Annotated in this window: 15 protein-coding genes, 1 tRNA gene and 1 other RNA gene; 11 read left to right on the top strand and 6 right to left on the bottom strand. The window is 50.5% G+C overall.

Annotated elements, in window-relative coordinates:
* Positions 1 to 138 precede the first annotated feature (138 nt).
* The 3 genes from KWG64_RS05490 to KWG64_RS05480 are packed head-to-tail and all read left to right on the top strand — an operon-like array spanning position 139 to position 4,546.
* The gene (locus tag KWG64_RS05490) at positions 139 to 1,278 is read left to right on the top strand and encodes an ROK family transcriptional regulator (RefSeq protein ID WP_195812588.1); all 1,140 of its coding nucleotides are present in this window, start codon (positions 139 to 141) and stop codon (positions 1,276 to 1,278) included.
* Between the two features lie 12 nt (positions 1,279 to 1,290).
* Positions 1,291 to 2,724 (top strand): M81 family metallopeptidase, encoded by a 1,434-nt coding sequence (locus tag KWG64_RS05485; RefSeq protein WP_195824542.1) that lies wholly within the window; start codon positions 1,291 to 1,293, stop codon positions 2,722 to 2,724.
* 1 nt (position 2,725) lies between these two features.
* Positions 2,726 to 4,546 (top strand): ABC transporter ATP-binding protein, encoded by a 1,821-nt coding sequence (locus KWG64_RS05480; protein WP_218521169.1) that lies wholly within the window; start codon positions 2,726 to 2,728, stop codon positions 4,544 to 4,546.
* Between the two features lie 55 nt (positions 4,547 to 4,601).
* Here KWG64_RS05480 and KWG64_RS05475 read toward each other — a convergent pair.
* From KWG64_RS05475 to KWG64_RS05460, 4 genes are all read right to left on the bottom strand, one after another.
* Positions 4,602 to 4,731, bottom strand: a non-coding RNA gene (locus tag KWG64_RS05475) — RtT sRNA.
* Positions 4,732 to 4,775: 44 nt separating this feature from the next.
* Positions 4,776 to 4,860, bottom strand: a tRNA-Tyr gene (locus KWG64_RS05470).
* Between the two features lie 202 nt (positions 4,861 to 5,062).
* Positions 5,063 to 5,911, bottom strand: coding sequence for a formyltetrahydrofolate deformylase (gene purU / locus KWG64_RS05465; RefSeq protein ID WP_101076920.1), 849 nt, complete (start codon positions 5,909 to 5,911; stop codon positions 5,063 to 5,065).
* Between the two features lie 46 nt (positions 5,912 to 5,957).
* Positions 5,958 to 6,422, bottom strand: a complete 465-nt coding sequence (locus KWG64_RS05460) for a YchJ family protein (RefSeq protein WP_218521168.1) — start codon at positions 6,420 to 6,422, stop codon at positions 5,958 to 5,960.
* A gap of 138 nt (positions 6,423 to 6,560) precedes the next feature.
* Between KWG64_RS05460 and rssA the strand changes: the two genes are divergently transcribed.
* The 4 genes from rssA to KWG64_RS05440 all read left to right on the top strand — a co-directional run bounded on the left by rssA (position 6,561) and on the right by KWG64_RS05440 (position 11,157).
* Positions 6,561 to 7,472, top strand: a complete 912-nt coding sequence (gene rssA / locus KWG64_RS05455; protein ID WP_152325907.1) for a patatin-like phospholipase RssA — start codon at positions 6,561 to 6,563, stop codon at positions 7,470 to 7,472.
* A gap of 96 nt (positions 7,473 to 7,568) precedes the next feature.
* Entirely contained in the window at positions 7,569 to 8,582 is a 1,014-nt protein-coding gene (gene rssB, locus KWG64_RS05450) for a two-component system response regulator RssB (RefSeq protein ID WP_195812583.1), read from the top strand.
* A 214-nt stretch (positions 8,583 to 8,796) separates the two neighbouring features.
* Positions 8,797 to 10,140, top strand: coding sequence for a UDP-glucose/GDP-mannose dehydrogenase family protein (locus tag KWG64_RS05445; RefSeq protein WP_218521167.1), 1,344 nt, complete (start codon positions 8,797 to 8,799; stop codon positions 10,138 to 10,140).
* A gap of 9 nt (positions 10,141 to 10,149) precedes the next feature.
* Positions 10,150 to 11,157, top strand: a complete 1,008-nt coding sequence (locus tag KWG64_RS05440; RefSeq protein ID WP_195824546.1) for an NAD-dependent epimerase — start codon at positions 10,150 to 10,152, stop codon at positions 11,155 to 11,157.
* A 206-nt stretch (positions 11,158 to 11,363) separates the two neighbouring features.
* On the opposite strand, the gene hns is transcribed toward KWG64_RS05440, so the two are convergent.
* Complete coding sequence (gene hns, locus KWG64_RS05435; protein WP_013575950.1) at positions 11,364 to 11,771, bottom strand: histone-like nucleoid-structuring protein H-NS; 408 nt, start codon at positions 11,769 to 11,771, stop codon at positions 11,364 to 11,366.
* 615 nt (positions 11,772 to 12,386) lie between these two features.
* Between hns and KWG64_RS05430 the strand changes: the two genes are divergently transcribed.
* Positions 12,387 to 12,995 (top strand): thymidine kinase, encoded by a 609-nt coding sequence (locus KWG64_RS05430; protein WP_218521166.1) that lies wholly within the window; start codon positions 12,387 to 12,389, stop codon positions 12,993 to 12,995.
* A gap of 120 nt (positions 12,996 to 13,115) precedes the next feature.
* Here the strand turns inward: KWG64_RS05430 and adhE are convergent, their stop codons facing one another.
* A complete protein-coding gene (gene adhE, locus KWG64_RS05425; RefSeq protein WP_218521165.1) occupies positions 13,116 to 15,785 on the bottom strand; it encodes a bifunctional acetaldehyde-CoA/alcohol dehydrogenase in 2,670 nt (889 codons plus the stop codon).
* Between the two features lie 531 nt (positions 15,786 to 16,316).
* Between adhE and KWG64_RS05420 the strand changes: the two genes are divergently transcribed.
* The 3 genes from KWG64_RS05420 (at position 16,317) to oppB (ending at position 20,886) form a co-directional block, all read left to right on the top strand.
* Complete coding sequence (locus KWG64_RS05420) at positions 16,317 to 16,961, top strand: YchE family NAAT transporter (protein ID WP_104921625.1); 645 nt, start codon at positions 16,317 to 16,319, stop codon at positions 16,959 to 16,961.
* A 1,176-nt stretch (positions 16,962 to 18,137) separates the two neighbouring features.
* Positions 18,138 to 19,778, top strand: coding sequence for an oligopeptide ABC transporter substrate-binding protein OppA (gene oppA, locus KWG64_RS05415; protein ID WP_195812579.1), 1,641 nt, complete (start codon positions 18,138 to 18,140; stop codon positions 19,776 to 19,778).
* 187 nt (positions 19,779 to 19,965) lie between these two features.
* On the top strand, positions 19,966 to 20,886 hold the full coding sequence (gene oppB / locus KWG64_RS05410) for an oligopeptide ABC transporter permease OppB (protein WP_152325914.1): 921 nt from the start codon (positions 19,966 to 19,968) through the stop codon (positions 20,884 to 20,886).
* Positions 20,887 to 20,890: the final 4 nt, after the last annotated feature.

Below are 20,890 nucleotides of genomic sequence, written 5' to 3'. Positions count from 1 at the left end.
TTTTTTAACAAATAGTTCATATGAAATACTTATGTCGAAACATTTAGTTTATTTTGTGAACTAATTGGCATTGATATATCCATTTTTACCGTTTAATGTCAATGCGGATGAGCCAAAACTGAGAGCAGCGAAACGAATATGCTAACAACTTTGCAACGTCAGATATTGGGGGCGGTCAACGCCTCCGGCGGCATCAGCCGCACAGAGCTGGCGCAGCTTTCGGGAATGAGCAAGGCGGCGATAGGCGGCGTGGTTCGCGAGATGATCGACGCCGGTTTTCTGCATGAGGCCGAAACGGTGCCCGGCAGCGGGCAGGGAAGGCCGTCGGTGCGCCTTGTGGTTCACCCGGACGGCGCGTGGTTTGCAGGCGTTTCTTTGCTGCAAAATCCGGCGCAGATGGCGCTGATCAATCTGCACGGCGAAATTCTCTCGCGGGTGTCTTTTGCGGCTGATTCTGACCCGCAGCGGCTGGCGGAAAACATCGCGCTGGCGCTGCCGGCCCTACTTGAACCGCATCCTGAAGCGGCCAAAAAAATGGTCGGGCTCGGGGTGACGTTATCGGGCCTGATTGATGAACATCAGTCCACCTGCGTGCAGTCGGCGCTGCTGGGCTGGCGCGATGTGCCGCTGGCGAAGCTGATTTCGCAGGCCACCGGTATGGACGTGGCGATTGAGAACGACGCCAAAGCGCTGGCGGTGAGTGAGAAAAACTTCGGTCAGGCGCGTGATCTGAGCAGTTTTACACTGGTCAGCCACGGTGCGGGGATTGGCAGCGCGCATTTCATTGCCGGAAAACTGCACCGCGGGCTGCACGGCGGTGCCGGGGAAATTGCCCACTGCACGCTGGAGCTCAACGGTTCGCCGTGCCGCTGCGGAAAGCGCGGTTGTCTGGACACGCTGGCCTCGCTCAATGCGATTGCGGAAATGGCCAGAGCCGAAGGGCTGGACGCCACCACCATCGGCGGGCTGGAACAACAGGCGATGCAGGGTGTCAGCGCGGCTATCCGCATTCTGCATCGCGCCGGTTCTGCGCTTGGCCTGGCCATATCCCATCTTATTCAGATTAACGACCCGGACATGATCCTGATTGCCCATCAGGACGCGGATTTTTCCGGCCTGTTTGGCACTGTGGTTCAGCAATCTATCGAAGCCAACGTGTTGCCGGGTAACGCCGGGAAAACGCCGGTTCGCACTTTCACCCTAAACGACGACACCTGGGCGCGCGCGGCGGCAAGCATTGCTGCGCACCGCTTTCTTGTCGGCCTGAAGCCAGTCTGAGGAATCATCAACATGCGTATAGCTGTCAGCGGTATTCATATTGAATGCAGCACTTACAACCCGGTTCTCAACGAGGAAAAGGATTTCACTGTGGTTCGTGACGCCCAGCTGCTGGCGTCGCCGCGTTTTCGTTTCCTGCAAGATTATCCGGCGACGTTTTTGCCGACAATCCACGCCCGCGCCATTGCCGGCGGGCCGGTCGCGCGGGCGACTTACGACAAATTCAAAGCGGAAATGCTGGCCGGGCTGGACGCGCAAAAACCGTTTGATGGCCTGTATCTGGCGATGCACGGCGCGATGTATGTCGAGGGGCTGGAAGATGCGGAAGGCGACTGGATTGCCGCTGCGCGCAAAGCCGTCGGGCCGGATTGCCCGATCAGCGTCAGTTACGATTTGCACGGCAATGTTTCGCAGCGAATTATCGATGCCATTGATATGTTTTCAACGTACCGCACCGCGCCGCACATCGACGTGGAAGAAACCATGCGCCGCTCGGTGGCCATGTTAGTGAAGCATTTGCAAACCGGCGAAAAACCGACGCTGCTGTGGGTACCGGTTCCGGTTGTGCTGCCGGGTGAACGCACCAGCACGGAAGATGAACCGGCGAAAAGTTTGTATGCCCGTCTGCCGGAAATGGATGAAGTGGACGGCGTTTGGGACAGCTCGCTGATGGTCGGTTATGTCTGGGCCGATGAACCGCGTGCGACGGCGGCGGTGATCATGACCGGCACGGATCGTGCGGCGCTCGAAGTTCAGGCAACCACTCTGGCGCAAGCTTACTGGGATGCGCGTGAAGATTTCGTGTTCGGTTGTGAAACCGACACGGTGGAAGCCTGCGTGCGCAAGGCGATTGCCTGCGAAACCCGTCCCGTGGTGCTGGCAGATTCCGGCGATAACCCGACCGGCGGTGGCGTCGGTGATCGTGCTGACGTGTTGCAGGAACTGATTAAGCAGTATGCGCAAAATGTGGTGGTGGCCGGAATTGCTGACGCGCCTGCGACTGACGCGGCGTTTAACGCCGGTGTCGGGTCAGTATTAACGCTGACACTGGGCGCTTCGCTGGATCACTCCAGCCCGCAGGTGAAAGGCGAGTTTGAGGTGATTTTCCTGCTCGATGCGCTGGCACCGGCTGACCGCCAGGCGGTATTGCGCACTGGCGGCATTGACGTGGTGGTGTCGGCGCGCCGTCGCCCGTACCACAACATCAGCGATTTCACTGTGCTGGAGCTGGATCCGCATACCGCCGATATCGTGGTGGTGAAATCCGGTTATCTGTCACCGGAGCTGGCGCCGATTGCCAGCCCGAATCTGATGGCTCTGTCGAACGGTGTGGTCGATCAGTTCGTCGAACGTCTTCCGCGCAACCGCAAGGCGCGCAAAACTTTCCCGTTCGACCGCGATTTCAGCTATGTGCCGCAGGTTCAGCTGTCGGCAAGGAGCAAATAAGATGAACGAGCCGCAAAACCGTCAGCCCGTGCTGAGCGTTAAGCATCTGACCACGTCCTTTCGCGGCGAAGACGACTGGCTGCCGGTGGTGCGCGATTTGTCGTTTGACGTTTATCCCGGCGAAACGCTGGCGATTGTCGGCGAATCCGGCTCGGGAAAAAGCGTAACGTCGCTGTCGGTGATGCGTCTGCTCAAGGCGCAAAACAGCCAGATTGAAGGAGAAGTACGGCTGAATCAGCGCAGTTTGCTGGCGTTATCGGACAAGGAGATGCGTGATATTCGCGGCAACGAGATGGCGATGATTTTTCAGGAACCGATGACGTCGCTCAATCCGACGTTCAGCATCGGGCGGCAAATCGCCGAAAGCCTGAAACGTCACCGGGGAATGTCCTCTTCGCAGGCACGGGCGGAAACGCTGAAACTGCTGGAGAAGGTGCGCATTCCCAATGCGGCAAAACGGTTTGATGAATACCCGCATCAGTTTTCCGGCGGGATGCGTCAGCGCGTGATGATTGCCATGGCGCTGGCGCTGAAACCCAAACTGCTGATTGCCGATGAACCGACAACTGCGCTGGACGTGACGATTCAGGGACAGATTCTGGACTTGATCAAGACGTTGCAGGAAGAAGAGGACATGGCCGTTTTGTTCATCACGCACGATATGGGCGTGGTGGCGGAAATCGCCGACCGGACGCTGGTGATGTATCGCGGCGAAGCGGTGGAAAGCGGGGCGACGGAGGATATTTTCCATCGCCCGCAACATCCTTATACCCGCGCGCTGCTGGCCGCCGTGCCCAAACTCGGATCAATGCGTGGCCGCGACTGGCCGCTGCGTTTCCCGCAAATCAATCTGCAAACCGGTGAGGCGAATACGCCGCAGGAAGTGTCCGGAACGGTCGATGCCGGGGTGACGCCGCTGCTTTCGGTGAAGAATCTGAGCGCGCGTTTTCCGGTCTATGGCGGGGTGTTCAGCCGTCAGGTCGGCGCGGTGCATGCGGTTGAAAACATCAGCTTCGAATTATTCCAGGGCGAAACGCTTTCACTGGTCGGGGAATCCGGCTGCGGAAAATCGACGACCGGCCGCGCCGTGACGCGTTTGCTAAAACCGCATAGCGGTGCGATTGATTTCGACGGTTTTGATGTGATGAATCTGGGTAAACGCGATATTTTGCAAATGCGTCAGCGTATCCAGATGATTTTTCAGGATCCGTTTGCCAGCCTGAATCCGCGTATGCGCATTGGCGACGCGCTGATCGAACCGATGCTGCAACACAAACTGCATAACCGCAGTGATGCGCGGGAAAAAGCGGCGTCGCTGATGCAAAAAGTCGGGCTGTCGGCGGATATGATGCGTCGTTTTCCGCATGAATTTTCCGGCGGGCAGCGTCAGCGAATTTGTATCGCCCGCGCGCTGACGTTGGATCCAAAAGTGATTGTGGCCGACGAATCGGTTTCCGCGCTGGATGTGTCAGTGAAAGCGCAGGTGGTCAATCTGCTGCTCGATTTGCAGGAAAGCATGAATCTGTCGTATCTGTTTATTTCGCACGATATGGCGGTAGTAGAGCGGGTTAGCCATCGCGTGGCAGTCATGTATCTGGGGGAAATTGTGGAGATCGGACCGCGTGCGGCGATATTCGATAATCCGCAGCATCCGTACACGCGCAAACTTATGGCGTCAGTGCCGGTGCCAGATCCGTCGCGCAGAATGCTGAAAAGGCAGATGCAGGTCGATGAGCTGAAAAGCCCGGTGCGCGATAACGGTTATATTCCACCGCAAAGGCAATATCAGGAAGTATCAGCGGGACATTTTGTTCAGGTTTGAATTGGAATCTGGAAAGGTGCTTTTTGGAGAAGAGACTCAGGGATGAGTCTTGAGATGGTGGTGGGGGAAGGATGACTCGGCCTGCGTCCTCGCCCTTCGGGCCGTTGCTGCGCAACGTTGTCTCGCTTCGCTCGGCTCGAACCTTCGGGTCGAAGATTCTCTATCCTTCCCGATTTGTGCTTTACTTGATTTTTTGTTTTTACCGGAAGGTATGGCGAACTACTTGAGATGGTGGTGGGGGAAGGATTCGAACCTTCGAAGTCGATGACGGCAGATTTACAGTCTGCTCCCTTTGGCCGCTCGGGAACCCCACCACAATTTTCGTGGTCTTTACTCTTTTAAAATCATCATGCGCTACATGGATGATTTCTCGTTACAGCGGTTAGCTGCGAACGGGGCGCATAATACCAAATGAAACGGATGTGTAAAGCGCTGAAAGCGATAAAAAAGTTCGTTTGCGGTTTTTTTGCCCTTAACGGTGCTTCTCTGAGCGAAAAGCACCGTCAGGCGCGCGGATTACAGAATAACGGTGCGGTTACCGTAAACAAATACGCGCTGCGCCAGCACGCGGTATAACGCGCGGCTGAGCACATTTTTCTCAACGTCACGGCCTGCACGCATCATATCTTCAGCGGTATAGGTGTGATCGACGTTGATAACGTCCTGCATGATGATCGGACCTTCGTCCAGATTGTCATTAACGTAGTGCGCCGTGGCACCAATCAGTTTCACGCCACGTTCGTAAGCCTGATGATACGGACGTGCACCGATAAAGGCCGGCAGGAATGAGTGGTGAATGTTGATCACCTGATGCGGGTAATGCTGGACAAAACCTGGCGTGAGGACGCGCATGTATTTCGCCAGGACCACATAATCAGGCTGGTACTGGTCGATTTGCGCAATCATAGCGCTGTCGTGCTGTTCGCGGGTCAGGCCATCGTGGCTGACCAGATGGAACGGAATATCAAAACGCTCAACCAGCGTTTGCAGTGTATCGTGGTTACCGATAACCGCAGCAATTTCCACATCCAGACCGCCGTAAGCCGCTTTCATCAGCAGGTCGCCCAGACAATGTGCTTCCTTGGTGACCAGAATCACGATGCGGCGACGCCCGGTGCTGTTGAGTTCACGCACTGAACCGGCAGGCAGCGCGCTGTCCAGATCGGCGAGCAAGGTGTTGTCGTTGAAGATCCCTTCCAGCTCGGTACGCATGAAGAAGCGCCCGGTGCGGTGATCCACAAATTCGTTGTTTTGCACGATGTTGAGTTCGTGTTTGTAGCAAATGTTGGTGATTTTGGCGATCAGACCTTTTGCGTCAGGGCAAATGGTGCGTAACACCTTAGTTTGTACGTTCTGTTGCGGCATGAGGGTGTGGATCCTGTCGAATTCTCGTATTAATTAAGCAGCCGGTTTATTTACCGCAGCACTTCTTATATTTTTTACCCGATCCGCACGGGCAGGCGTCATTGCGGCCTGTCTGCGGTTTAATTCCGTCGATATAGTACCAGCGATCTTTCAAACGAAGAAATCGCGAGCGTTCATGGATGAGATGAACTTTTTCATCACCGGGCTCGGTGAAACGCGCTGCAAACTCGACAAAGCCTTCGTTTGCATCACGTCCGTCCTGCGACGCAATAACCTGCAATCCTTGCCAGTGCGTATTGGCGAAGCCTTCCTGTAAACTGCTGCGCCATTGTTCGGGCTGACAGTCCGGGTGCCAGGTGGCGATCAGATAACTCGCATTTTGCATCGCATACGCGGTGTACCGCGAACGCATTAAGGCCGACGGAGTGGGCGCCACTTCGGTCTCAGAAAGGTATGGCTGGCAGCATTCTTCATAGGAAAGGTTGCTGCAACAAGGGCAAAGTTGTGACACGGGAACTCCTGAATCGGCTGCCGGTGCGCAGGTTGCGCTATTGAATGCACCAAAGTGATATGTTACCTAACAAACTTGCCGGGTGACAACGCGCTTCCCGGCCGATTCTTCACTATTGCGCAATATTAAGGTCATCAGATGAGCAGAAAAGTCACCATTGGCCTCGCGTTAGGCTCCGGCGCAGCAAAAGGATGGGCACATATCGGGGTGATCAATGCCCTGAAAGATATGGATATCGAGGTCGATGTGGTGGCCGGATGTTCCGTCGGCGCGCTGGTGGGCGCGGCATATGTCAGTGGCCGCTTGCCGTCGATGGAAAGCTGGGTGCGTTCGTTCAGTTACTGGGACGTACTGCGGCTGATGGATTTCTCCTGGAAACGCGGTGGCCTGTTGCGCGGCGAGCGCGTGTTTAACGCCGTCGGGCAGATTATCCGCATCACGGATTTTGAAAAGTGTTCGAAGAAATTCGGCGCGGTGGCGACAAACCTGAGCACCGGGCGCGAGTTGTGGCTGACCAAAGGGGATTTGCCTGAGGCAGTGCGCGCGTCCTGTAGTATGCCCGGCCTGCTGGCACCGGTCTGGCATAACGGTTACTGGCTGGTCGATGGCGCGGTGGTGAACCCGGTGCCCATCTCGCTGACCCGCGCTTTGGGGGCGGATATCGTGATTGCCGTCGATTTGCAGCATGACGCTCATCTGATGCAACAGGATTTACTGACCGTACAACCTACCGGCGAAGCACTGGATACTGAGAAAGATCTGAGCTGGCGTGACAGAATTCGCCAGCGCCTGACCCGGCCAAACGCGCGCAAACCGAATGTCAGCCCGTCGGCGATGGAGATTATGTCCACGTCCATTCAGGTGCTGGAAAACCGGCTCAAACGTAACCGTATGGCAGGGGATCCGCCGGATGTGCTGATCCAGCCTTATTGTCCGCAAATCTCGACGCTGGATTTTCATCGTGCTGAAGAAGCGATTGAGGCCGGACGCCTCGCCGTTGAAAAACAGAGAGAGCATTTGCTGCCCCTGATAAAAAATAGACAGTTCTGAATGGTTTAAAATGTGATTGCCGGAATCTGACAATTCTGCCAAGCAGAAACAGGCTTTATGAGCCACTATTAGAATAAGAAATTCTGGGGGACCCTGATGGACAAGCCACTTACAAGCAAGCATATTCTCATCGTTGAAGACGAAGCGGTTTTTCGATCTCTCCTTGCTGGCTATGTAAGTTCCCTGGGTGCCACCTTTACAGAAGCGCAAAACGGGCTGGAAGCATTGTCTCTGGTCGAAGATTATCCCCCTGATCTCATCCTCTGCGATTTAGCGATGCCCGAAATGGGCGGCATGGAGTTTGTCGAAAACTTAAGATTGCAGGGCAATAAAATCCCCGTTCTGGTGATCTCCGCGACCGATAAAATGACCGACGTGGCGTCGATGCTGCGGCTTGGCGTCGAAGATGTTCTGCTCAAACCGATTAATGATCTCCAGCGTTTGCGCGAGGCGCTGCTCTCTTCTTTATATCCCAAACTGTTTTCATCGCAGGCGATGGAGGAGAGTTCGCTGGTCCAGGACTGGGAAGCGCTGTGCCGTAATCCCAACGAGGCGCAGCGTTTATTGCAGGAATTGCAGCCGCCGGTTCAGCAAACGCTGGCGCATTGCCGGATTAATTACCGGCAACTGACCACGGCGGATAAGCCGGGCCTGGTGCTCGATATTGCGGCGCTGTCTTCGAAAGATTTGGGTTTTTATTGTCTGGATGTGACGCGTGCAAATGAAAATGGCGTTCTCGCGGCATTATTACTGCGCGCTATTTTCAACAGTTTGTTGCGGGAACATTTGAGTAATCAGCATCAGCGTTTACCGCAAATGTCGACATTACTGAAACAAGTGAATCATGTATTCAAACAAGCCAATCTCGACGGACAATTCCCGTTGTTACTGGGTTATTATCATGCTGAACAAAAAAACCTCATTCTGGTGTCAGCGGGATTACACGCGAACGTAAATACCGGGACAAATATGATTCAGCTAAGTAATGGCGTTCCGCTGGGCACCACCGGGGCAACGTATTCCAATCAGATCAGTCAGCGGTGTGAGGCGTGGCAGTGTCAGGTGTGGGGATCGGGTGGACGTCTGAGATTAATGCTCTCAGTTGAGTGAGCAAATTCTGACGTATTAATAACAATGTCTTCATAATATTGAGTATTTTTTCCGCAGGTTATTTTGCCTTTCTGTTTTATCCCCTTCTTCTAAGACCTATCTTATGCAAAATATGCCTTTCCAGCGGCACGAGCGGCTGAAACTGGTATAATCCGGTTCGGAATTTTGGCTGTCTATTTTGCGTTGATTATAAATAACAAATAGGAATTCGCTGATGAAAGTAACAGTTTTTGGTATCGGTTACGTCGGACTTGTTCAGGCGGCGGTTCTTGCTGAAGTCGGGCATGAAGTATTGTGCATCGATGTTGATGCTAAAAAGGTAGAAAACCTGAAAAATGGGCAGATCCCAATTTTCGAACCAGGTTTAACTCCGCTGGTTCAGCAGAACTATGAAGCAGGGCGTTTGTTGTTCAGCACCAATGCGGCTGAAGGCGTGGCGCACGCAACGGTTCAGTTTATTGCTGTCGGTACACCTCCGGATGAAGATGGCTCCGCAGACTTGAAATATGTCACGGCTGTGGCGCGCACCATCGCCGAGCACATGACCGAACCTAAAGTGGTCATTGATAAATCCACCGTTCCTGTTGGCACCGCCGATAAAGTTCGCGCTGTGATGACGGAGAAACTCAAAGAACGCGGCGTTGATATCGATTTTAACGTGGTCTCCAACCCTGAATTCCTCAAAGAAGGCGCGGCAGTGGCTGACTGCATGCGACCTGAGCGTATCGTTATTGGTACGGATAATCCGGATGCCATTGACCCTATCCGTGAACTGTACGAGCCGTTCAACCGCAATCACGACCGCATGATCCTGATGGATATCCGCAGCGCAGAGCTGACCAAATACGCTGCAAACTGCATGCTGGCGACCAAAATCAGCTTTATGAATGAGATGTCCAATCTGGCTGAAATGCTGGGCGCAGATATCGAAAAAGTGCGTCAGGGTATTGGTTCTGATTCCCGCATCGGTTACCACTTCATTTATCCAGGCTGCGGTTACGGCGGTTCCTGTTTCCCGAAAGACGTTCAGGCGCTGATCCGTACCGCTGAGCACATTGGCTACCAGCCAAAATTGCTTCAGGCTGTTGAGCAGGTCAATTATCAGCAAAAATATAAATTGCCAACGTTCATTCAGCGCCACTTTGGTGATGACCTGAAAGGCAAAACATTTGCGCTTTGGGGCCTGTCATTCAAACCAAATACCGACGACATGCGTGAAGCATCCAGCCGCATATTAATGGAACAGCTCTGGGCTGCCGGTGCAAAAATCAAAGCGTATGACCCGGAAGCGATGAATGAAACTCAGCGTATTTACGGGCAACGTGACGATCTGGAATTGATGGGGACAAAAGAGTCCGCATTACAAAATGCCGATGCGTTGATTATTTGTACCGAGTGGCAGAATTTCCGCGCGCCAGACTTTGATGCCATTAAAAAGGCATTGAAAGAGCCGGTCATTTTTGACGGTCGTAATTTATACGATCCGGAACGTTTGGAAAAACGCGGATTTACTTACTATGGCATTGGCCGTGGTGCATCAATCAATCCCGTTTTGTAAGGAGACTTCATGAAATATCTGGTAACCGGCGCAGCGGGCTTTATTGGGTTCTATGTGTCACAACGTTTGCTGGCGGCAGGCCATTCAGTTGTCGGTCTTGATAATCTGAATGACTATTATGACGTCAACCTCAAACTTGCCCGGCTCGCTCAGCTTGAGAATAAAGACGGCTTTACGTTTATTAAGCTGGATTTGGCTGACCGTGAAGGTATGGCGGCATTGTTTGCAGAGCAGCGTTTTGAGCGCGTTATTCATTTGGCTGCGCAGGCTGGTGTCCGATATTCCATCGAAAACCCTTTAGCGTATGCTGATTCTAACCTCATCGGTTTTGTTAACGTTCTGGAAGGTTGTCGTCATAATAAAGTCGGGCATTTGTTGTATGCCTCGTCCAGCTCGGTTTATGGCCTGAACAAAAAACAGCCTTTCTCAACGGATGATTCTGTTGATCATCCGGTTTCATTATATGCCGCGACCAAAAAAGCCAACGAATTAATGGCTCACACTTATTCACATCTTTATGGTATTCCTACGACCGGATTACGATTCTTTACCGTATACGGTCCGTGGGGCCGTCCGGATATGGCATTGTTTAAATTTACCAAAGCCATGATTGCCGGGCAGAGTATTGATGTTTATAACCGCGGCGAAATGTACCGTGACTTTACTTATATTGATGATATCGCGGAATCGATTGTACGTTTGCAGGATGTTATCCCGCAGCCTGATGCAGAGTGGACAGTAGAAAATGGTTCTCCGGCAAGCAGCTCTGCACCATACGCTGTTTATAATATCGGTAATAACAATCCGGTTAAGCTGATGACGTATATCAGCGCGCTGGAGAAGGCTCTGGGTACGGTGGCGGATAAAAACCTGCTGCCGATGCAGCCTGGTGATGTAAAAGACACCAGCGCTGATACAGCGCCGTTGTATAAGGCTATTAACTTCAAGCCTGAAACACCGGTGGAGCAGGGCGTGCAGAACTTTGTCGACTGGTATCGCGGGTTCTATCAGGTCTGAGTTTGTTTTTTCGATGAAGGCTGCCTGTGGGCGGCCTTTTTTATGAATTCAGCTTATTCTGATGGTTATTTAATCGTGCTGATTTATTGCTTTGCGTAGTTTAAAAGCGTGAATTGCGAATGAGAAAACGCGCGGTTTTAAAAGTAAAAAAAAGCCCGTCAGTGATGACGGGCTTTTTGTATTAACATTGCTGTTAATAAGGGCAATTACAGCAGGAAATCGTCCAGTGATTTACCTTGCTCTTCGATTGCTTTCTTGATTACAGCTGGAGTACGACCCTGGCCAGTCCAGGTTTTGTTTTCGCCGTTCTCATCAACGTATTTGTATTTAGCAGGACGTGCTGCACGTTTTGCTTTACCGGTTGCTTTAGTAGCAGCCATAGTTTGCAGCAATTCGTTAGGATCAATACCGTCAGCAATCAGCATTTCGCGATATTGTTGCAGTTTACGTGTGCGCTCTTCAATCTCAGCAGCTGCCTGAGAATCTTCTTCGCGACGCTCGTTCACAACAACTTCTAATTTTTCCAGCATCTCTTCCAGAGTTTCCAGAGTGCATTCTCTTGCTTGCGCACGCAGAGTACGGATGTTGTTCAGAATCTTTAATGCTTCGCTCATTATACTAGTCTCGAATTATATTGGTGGGGGGCGTTTGGCTAATAATAGAATGCTCTTTGCTATTCTGCAATAGCCAATTTGTTTGCCTGACCTTAATTTACGCATTTAAAGCAAATAGTGTTTATCGTATGAAAATATAGTTGGGGCCAGACCGGCTATTTATCTGGGGGCCATAACCCGCGTTTCAATACTTTGCCAGGGGTTATTGTTGCTTTTCATAGGGAGTTTTATAAGCATGCGATTGTTCACAAAATTAAAGGATAAGTGAAGACATTCAATGTAAAGATATGGCAAATGAGCGCGCGAAGATCCTGCCCGGCGAATGATCAATACATTGGATCTCCCTGGGATCGCCCATTAATGTATAGACAATACAATTATGGCGACCCTGTAACATATAAGGAGTACATCCGTAGGTAATGAGTAACGTTAACTAATTATCATCTAATGCTTTTATAATCTCTGTTTGTAAGTTTCTGTGTTTTTTTCAAATGCAATGACACATCGACAGGAAGGGGATAATCCCTTTCTACTTATTGTTATAGGCTGGCTGGCGTGTGGTACAATAGCCGCCGAAAATTTATGCCATCCAATACATTATGGGGTCACTGTTTCATGGCTCAGCTTTATTTTTATTACTCGGCAATGAATGCCGGTAAGTCTACCTCGTTGTTGCAATCTTCATATAATTATCAAGAACGTGGTATGCGTACACTGGTGCTGACCGCAGAATTAGATCATCGCTTTGGCGTTGGGAAAGTCAGCTCCCGTATCGGGCTGTCGTCCGATGCAGAGCTTTATAACAAAGACACTGAGCTCTTCAATCTGATAGCGCAGGAGAACCGCTCACAGCGTCTGAGCTGCGTTTTGATAGATGAGTGCCAGTTTCTTACCAAGTCGCAGGTATCGCAGCTCACAGACGTTGTGGACGATCTGGATGTGCCTGTGCTTTGTTATGGGCTGCGGACGGATTTTCGTGGCGAGCTTTTTGAGGGCAGTGAATATTTACTGGCCTGGGCGGACAAGCTGGTTGAGCTCAAAACGATTTGCCATTGTGGCCGTAAGGCAAACCGTAATCTGCGTTTAGATGAAAATGGCAATGCGCTGCATGATGGCGCACAGGTTGTTATTGGCGGGGATGAAAGCTACGTTTCCGTGTGCCGTAAGCATTACAAAGAGGCGATGGCGGCTATTGACACGAAGGATGACCCTAAGTCCGTCTGAGGCCATTACAGCGCTTCTGGAAAGGATGATGTCGTCAGGATAAACCGTTTAGCCTAATTTGTTTCCTGAAATAAAAAACCCGCCTTCCGGCGGGTTTTTTGCTATCAGAATCTAAGCAGATTATTTTTTGCTGGTTTTCTTCTCAGCTTTAGGCGCTGCAACAACCACTTCTTCAGCAACTTCTTCGCTGAATTCGCGACCATAGTAGGTATCCATCAGAATCTGTTTCAGTTCTGCAATCAGAGGGTAACGTGGGTTAGCACCGGTACACTGATCATCGAACGCATCTTCAGACAGTTTATCTACTTTAGCCAGGAAGTCTGCTTCCTGAACGCCAGCTTCACGGATAGACGTTGGGATGCCCAGTTCCGCTTTGATTTCATCCAACCAGTTCAGCAGTTTTGCAATTTTCTGTGCAGTACGGTCACCAGGAGCGCCCAGACCCAGATGGTCAGCAACTTCTGCGTAACGGCGACGCGCTTGCGGGCGGTCATACTGACTGAAAGCAGTCTGTTTGGTTGGGTTATCGTTGGCGTTGTAGCGGATCACGTTAGAAATCAACATGGCGTTAGCAAGGCCGTGTGGGATATGGAACTCAGAGCCCAGTTTGTGGGCCATTGAGTGGCAAACCCCCAGGAAGGCGTTGGCAAACGCGATACCCGCGATAGTTGCCGCATTGTGAACACGTTCACGAGCTACCGGGTTTTTAGCACCGTCTTTGTAGCTGGCTGGCAGGTTTTCTTTCAGCAATTTCAGTGCCTGCAGAGCCTGACCGTCAGAATATTCATTAGCCAGTACAGAAACGTAAGCTTCAAGTGCGTGAGTCACTGCATCCAGACCACCGAAGGCACACAGTGATTTCGGCATGTTCATGACGAGGTTTGCGTCAACGATAGCCATATCAGGTGTCAGTGCATAGTCAGCCAGTGGATATTTCTGACCAGTTGCATCGTCGGTGACAACGGCGAACGGAGTGACTTCAGAACCGGTACCGGAAGTGGTGGTGACCGCAATCATTTTTGCTTTCACGCCCATTTTCGGGAATTTGTAGATACGTTTACGGATATCCATAAAGCGCAGCGCCAAATCTTCAAACTGAGTGTCCGGGTGTTCGTACAGAACCCACATGATCTTCGCGGCATCCATTGGGGAACCGCCACCCAGAGCGATGATAACGTCTGGTTTGAAGGAATTCATTTGCTCAGCACCTTTACGAACGATGCTCAGTGTTGGATCCGCTTCAACTTCGAAGAACACTTCAGTTTCAATGCCATGACCTTTCAGAACGCTGGTGATCTGGTCAGCATAGCCGTTGTTGAACAGGTAACGGTCAGTCACGATGAAGGCGCGTTTCGCTCCATCCGTTGCCACTTCTTCCAGCGCGATTGGCAGTGAGCCACGGCGGAAGTAGATTGATTTCGGAAGTTTATGCCACAACATGTTTTCTGCTCGCTTCGCTACAGTTTTCTTGTTGATCAAGTGTTTAGGACCGACGTTTTCAGAGATGGAGTTACCACCCCATGAACCGCAACCCAGCGTCAGAGAAGGAGCAAGTTTGAAGTTATACAGGTCACCGATACCACCCTGTGAAGCCGGGGTGTTGATCAGGATACGTGCGGTTTTCATTTTGTTGCCAAAATAGTTCACACGTTCTGGTTGGTTGTCCTGGTCTGTGTACAGACAAGATGTGTGGCCGATACCGCCCATTTCTACCAGTTTCTCAGCTTTGTTTACCGCATCTTCGAAATCTTTAGCACGGTACATTGCCAGGGTAGGGGACAGTTTTTCGTGTGCAAACGGTTCAGATTCGTCAACAACGCTGACTTCGCCGATTAACACTTTGGTGTTAGCAGGAACTTTGATGCTGGCCATTTCAGCAATTTTCACTGCTGGCTGACCTACGATAGCAGCGTTCAGGCCACCGTTTTTAAGGATGATATCAGAAACCGCTTTCAGCTCTTTGCCCTGCAGCATGTAGCCGCCATGGGAAGCGAAGCGTTCGCGAACTGCGTTATAAGCAGAATCAACGACGATAATGGACTGTTCAGAAGCACAGATTACGCCGTTATCGAAGGTTTTAGACATCAGAACAGAAGCGACAACACGTTTGATGTCGGCAGTTTCGTCAACAACAACTGGGGTGTTACCTGCACCTACACCGATCGCTGGTTTACCAGAGCTGTATGCGGCTTTAACCATGCCAGGACCACCGGTTGCCAGAATCAGGTTCAGGTCAGGGTGATGCATTAATTGGTTAGACAGTTCTACACTTGGTTCATCAATCCAGCCGATGATGTCTTTTGGTGCACCAGCAGCGATAGCGGCTTGCAGCACGATATCAGCAGCTTTGTTGGTCGCATTTTTTGCACGTGGGTGCGGGGAGAAGATGATGCCGTTACGGGTTTTCAGGCTAATAAGCGCTTTGAAAATCGCAGTGGAAGTCGGGTTGGTGGTTGGAACGATACCGCAGATCAGGCCGATTGGCTCAGCGATAGTGATGGTACCGAAAGTATCATCCTGACCCAGAATGCCACAGGTCTTTTCATCTTTGTAAGCATTGTAGATATATTCAGAGGCGAAGTGGTTTTTGATCACTTTGTCTTCGACGATACCCATTCCGGATTCTTCAACAGCCAGTTTGGCAAGGAGAATTCGAGAATCGGCAGCAGCCAGGGCGGCGGCAGCGAAAATCTTATCTACTTGTTCTTGACTGAAGTTGGCATATTCGCGCTGTGCCTTCTTGACTCGTGCTACGAGTGCGTTTAGTTCAGCGACATTTGTTACAGCCATAATGCTCTCCTGATAAAGTTAAACTCTTTTAGTAAATAATCCGCCAAAGACTAGTATAGACCTGCTATCAGTCACCGTGAGAAACTAATTAATGCTAAGGATCTCAATGTGTTGTCTTTGTCTCTTTATTTGCTCAAAGAGCTTTCAGTTGTGAAGCACCGGGTAAAGTCGATATCTTTTAAATCACCTTTATCACTGAACGTTTTGTCTTCAAGTAACGCTGAGTGACTATGTACTGAGCTTACCTATTTGTAGGCAGGGTGAATTTGATCTGGATCACTAAATACCGATGCTGACACCTTTCAGCAGGGTGTTGTTGAGAATGATTATCAAATTTACCCATGGATAATACAGTTTAGTAGCTAAAGTTATCAATAAAAAAACTCATTTTTAACAAAAGCCTTATTCACTACCTTTATTTCGAAATCTGGTGATAAAAACTATGAAACGGCGTGGCGCCTTTACGGGGATTCCAGTACATTAGCGCCCATCAAAACCTTCTTCTGCTGGCATATTTGTGCGGAGTTCTGCGTGAGCCAATCTTTATTAGATTTTTCAGGGTATATCAAATTTTTCGTCGGCCTTTTTGCACTGGTCAACCCGGTGGGGATCTTGCCGGTGTTTATCAGCATGACCAGCTATCAGGCAGCGGCAGGGCGTAATAAGACCAACATGACAGCCAACCTGTCAGTGGCCATTATTTTGTCGACGGCGCTTTTCCTTGGCGATGCGATTTTGCACCTGTTCGGGATTTCCATTGATTCGTTCCGTATTGCCGGCGGTATCCTGGTGGTGACGATAGCGATGTCGATGATCAGCGGCAAGCTGGGTGAAGATAAGCAGAATAAACAGGAGAAGTCAGAAACGGCGATCCGTGAAAACGTTGGCGTGGTTCCGCTGGCGTTACCGCTGATGGCCGGGCCGGGTGCGATAAGCTCGACGATTGTCTGGAGCTCACGCTACAACGGCTGGCAGAATCTGCTGGGGCTGACCGTTGCCATCATCTTCTTTGCATTTTGTTGCTGGTTGCTGTTCCGTGCGGCACCTTTATTAGTCCGCCTGTTAGGGCAAACCGGCATCAACGTCATTACCCGTATCATGGGTCTTTTACTGATGTCACTCGGTATTGAGTTTATCGTCACCGGTATTAAAGCTATTTTCCCCGGTTTGCTCTGATTCTTAGCCTGCAAATTCTCGCGGATACATTAACGTTATCCGTGAGAATTATTACCCCTTCTTATAATACTATGCATTAATATAGTGCAGCTAATGGCTTAATTGAGAGCATTTGCACCCTAATGTGGCGTAAATCTACGTCTCACCTTCCTTTTTAATCCAAGTCTCCATTTATTCTAATAAACTTAGCTAATTCTTCGCTAAATACTGTTATTTATTGCCCGTATTGCCGTTAATTTATCCACATCATTCTGTAAGGCTTGTGCAGGCCGTACCGAGATGTTATTAGTGTTAACACAGCAGTTAACAGCGCTTTATCCTTGAAATCATCCCATTGTTAACTGATTGTGTCAGAGCAGTTCCTGAACAACCGCCTTTACAAAAAGGTGTGAGAAACAGCGTGTTAACTCGACATATAACAATGGGTTAAGTGTCATATCTGATGCGAGGTCGTGGGTGTCCTTCTGGCACACTTAACGCATAAAAGAGAATTACGTAACAAATTTGCAAAATTTATTGGCGCCCGTATCAGGCTTCTGATAATTTTCAAATCGTCTTCAAAAATGGAATTTTGTTTAGAGTCATGCTCTGAGTGAGAATGAATCTTGCCAGGCATAGAGAGATTGAAGCAATTTCATTTGTTTTGGAGAGTGTCGTGTCATCATGCGTATCACAAAATTATCCTCGCTCGCTTTCCGTGAAAAGAAAGTCAGGCACTGAGATGACGACAATTAACAACCTTGTGTTGACTCTCCCGATTCAACAAAACAAATCTTCAGTACTTCTTCTGATTAAAATGAATGACAGCGCTTAACTGCGACGGATTTTCTATCGCCTTAATTCGGGTTAAAAGAAAATAATCGGGTGAAGTACAGAAATAACAGAATGTGATTGCCTGGTGTGCGACTGAACATTGTGGAGTGGCGTACGGGGTTATCAAATGGAGTGGGATCATCCTCAACGATCCCGGAAACCGCACGGCGAATACAGCCTGACGTTTCATCAAACCTGAGATGTAGCAACATGCAGTAATAGGGGACAGCCATCTGCGGGTGGTACTACATGGGGGGCCTTTCTCGAGCAATTCGTTCCTGCTTTTGAAACCCATTGACCCAGCAAGGGTTTATCTTGCACCCGGGTGTGCAAGTTCATAATAAAAATTGGAGTTAAATAAAAATGACCAACATCACAAAAAAAAATCTGCTGGCTGCATGCATCATGGCTGCAGTGGGCACAATTTCTGTCAATAACGCATTTGCGGCCAATGTGCCTGCTGGCGTGACACTGGCTGCAAAACAAGAACTGGTGCGTAATAACGGTTCTGAAGTTCAGTCACTTGACCCGCATAAAGTTGAAGGCGTGCCGGAATCAAACGTAATCCGTGATCTGCTTGAAGGCCTGGTCAATACCGACAGCAAAGACGGCAGCGTAATCCCTGGCGTAGCAACCAGCTGGGATAACAAAGATTTTAAAGTCTGGACCTTCCACCTGCGTCCGGAAGCTAAATGGTCAAATGGCGATCCTGTCACTGCAGAAGATTTCGTTTACAGCTGGCAGCGCCTGGCTGACCCGAAAACCGCTTCTCCATACGAGAGCTACCTGCAATACGGCCACATCGAAAACATTGATGACATCATCAGCGGCAAGAAAAGCCCTGATACCCTGGGTGTGAAGGCGATTGATGACCATACCCTGCAAGTGACACTGACCGAACCTGTTCCATATTTCGTAAAAATGCTGTCTCACACCGCGATGAAGCCGGTAAATAAAAAAGTGGTTGAGAAATTTGGCGACAAATGGACTCAGCCTGAAAACTACGTGAGCAACGGCGCGTACACCCTGAAAGCCTGGACCGTCAACGAACGTATCGTTCTGGAACGCAGCCCGACTTACTGGGACAACGCGAAAACTGTAATCAACCAGGTGACTTACCTGCCAATCTCTTCTGAAGTGACAGACGTAAACCGCTACCGCAGCGGCGAAATCGACATGACTTACAACAACATGCCGATCGAATTGTTCCAGAAACTGAAAAAAGAAATCCCGGCTGAAGTTCATGTTGACCCGTATCTGTGTACTTACTACTACGAAATCAACAACCAGAAAGCACCATTCACTGATTCCCGCGTTCGTGAAGCGCTGAAACTGGGCCTGGATCGCGACATCATCGTGAACAAAGTGAAAGCGCAGGGCGATCTGCCAGCGTACGGCTACACCCCGCCTTACACCGATGGTGCAAAACTGACGCCTCCGGCCTGGTTCAAAGAAACACAGGAACAACGTAACGAGCAGGCGAAAAAACTGCTGGCTGAAGCAGGTTACACTTCCGCTAAGCCTCTGACGTTTGATCTGCTGTACAACACTTCTGATCTGCACAAAAAACTGGCTATCGCGGCTGCCGCTATCTGGAAGAAAAACCTGGGCGTCGACGTTAAACTGGTCAACCAGGAATGGAAAACCTTCCTCGACAGCCGTCATCAGGGCAACTTCGACGTTGCGCGTGCGGGCTGGTGCTCTGACTACAACGAACCTTCTTCCTTCCTGAACACCATGCTGTCTGACAGCAGCAACAACACCGCGCACTATAAGAGCCCGGCGTTTGATAAAGACATCGCTGATACTCTGAATGTGAAAACTGACGAAGAACGCGCGGCGCTGTATCAGAAAGCGGAAACTCAGCTGGATAAAGACTCTGCCATCGTACCTGTTTATTACTATGTGAACGCCCGTCTGGTGAAACCTTACGTCGGGGGTTACACCGGTAAAGATCCACAAGACAACGTCTACGTGAAAGATCTGTACATCATCAAACACTAATTAAATAGTGCTGAGCAGGGCATCCCCGAGCTGCCCTGCTCGTTATATTTTGATGAAGGTAAAGTTTTTAGCGCGAAATTTTCGTGCTGAAGCAAAGAGCCACCACGACGGTAATCACCCGATGGCCGTCGTGACCAAGCCATAAACTATCAAGCTGTAGTGACAGGCTTAGAAACAGGTACGGGCAATGTTAAAGTTTATTTTACGCCGCTGTCTGGAAGCGATTCCGACGCTATTCATTCTGATCACCATTTCGTTTTTTATGATGCGTCTCGCACCGGGCAGCCCTTTTACGGGTGAGCGTAATCTTCCGCCAGAAGTGATGGCGAACATTGAGGCGAAATACCACCTCAATGACCCGATGTATAAGCAATATTTCCACTATTTAGAACAGCTGGCGAAAGGCGATTTCGGCCCGTCGTTCAAGTACAAGGATTACACCGTTAATGATCTGGTTGCGGCCTCGTTCCCGGTTTCCGCGAAACTCGGGCTGGCGGCATTTATCATGGCGATTTTCTTTGGTGTCTCGGCGGGGGTTGTTGCTGCGCTGAATCAAAACACGAAATGGGATTATACCGTGATGGGCGTCGCGATGACCGGGGTGGTTATCCCCAGTTTCGTGGTTGCGCCGTTACTGGTGCTGATATTTGCGATTACCCTGAAATGGCTGCCGGGCGGTGGCTGGAATGGCGGCGGAGCGAAATACATGATCCTGCCGATGGTCGCACTCTCACTGGCGTATATTGCCAGTATCGCGCGTATCACCCGCGGTTCTATGATTGAAATTCTGCACTCCAACTTCATCCGTACGGCTCGCGCCAAAGGTTTACCGCTGCGTCGCATTATCCTGCGTCACGCACTGAAACCCGCGCTGCTGCCGGTACTGTCTTATATGGGGCCGGCTTTCGTTGGGATTATCACCGGTTCTATGGTTATCGAGAGCATTTTCGGATTGCCGGGCATCGGCCAGCTGTTTGTTAACGGAGCATTAAACCGTGACTACTCGCTGGTTCTCAGCCTGACCATTTTGGTGGGCGCATTGACCATTTTGTTCAATGCAATCGTCGACGTGCTGTACGCCGTCATCGACCCGAAAATCCGTTATTAATGCC

The sequence above is a fragment of the Rahnella sp. PD12R genome, from assembly GCF_019200965.1.
In the GTDB taxonomy this organism is placed as follows: domain Bacteria; phylum Pseudomonadota; class Gammaproteobacteria; order Enterobacterales; family Enterobacteriaceae; genus Rahnella; species Rahnella laticis.
This window is presented reverse-complemented; position numbering and strand designations above follow the sequence as displayed.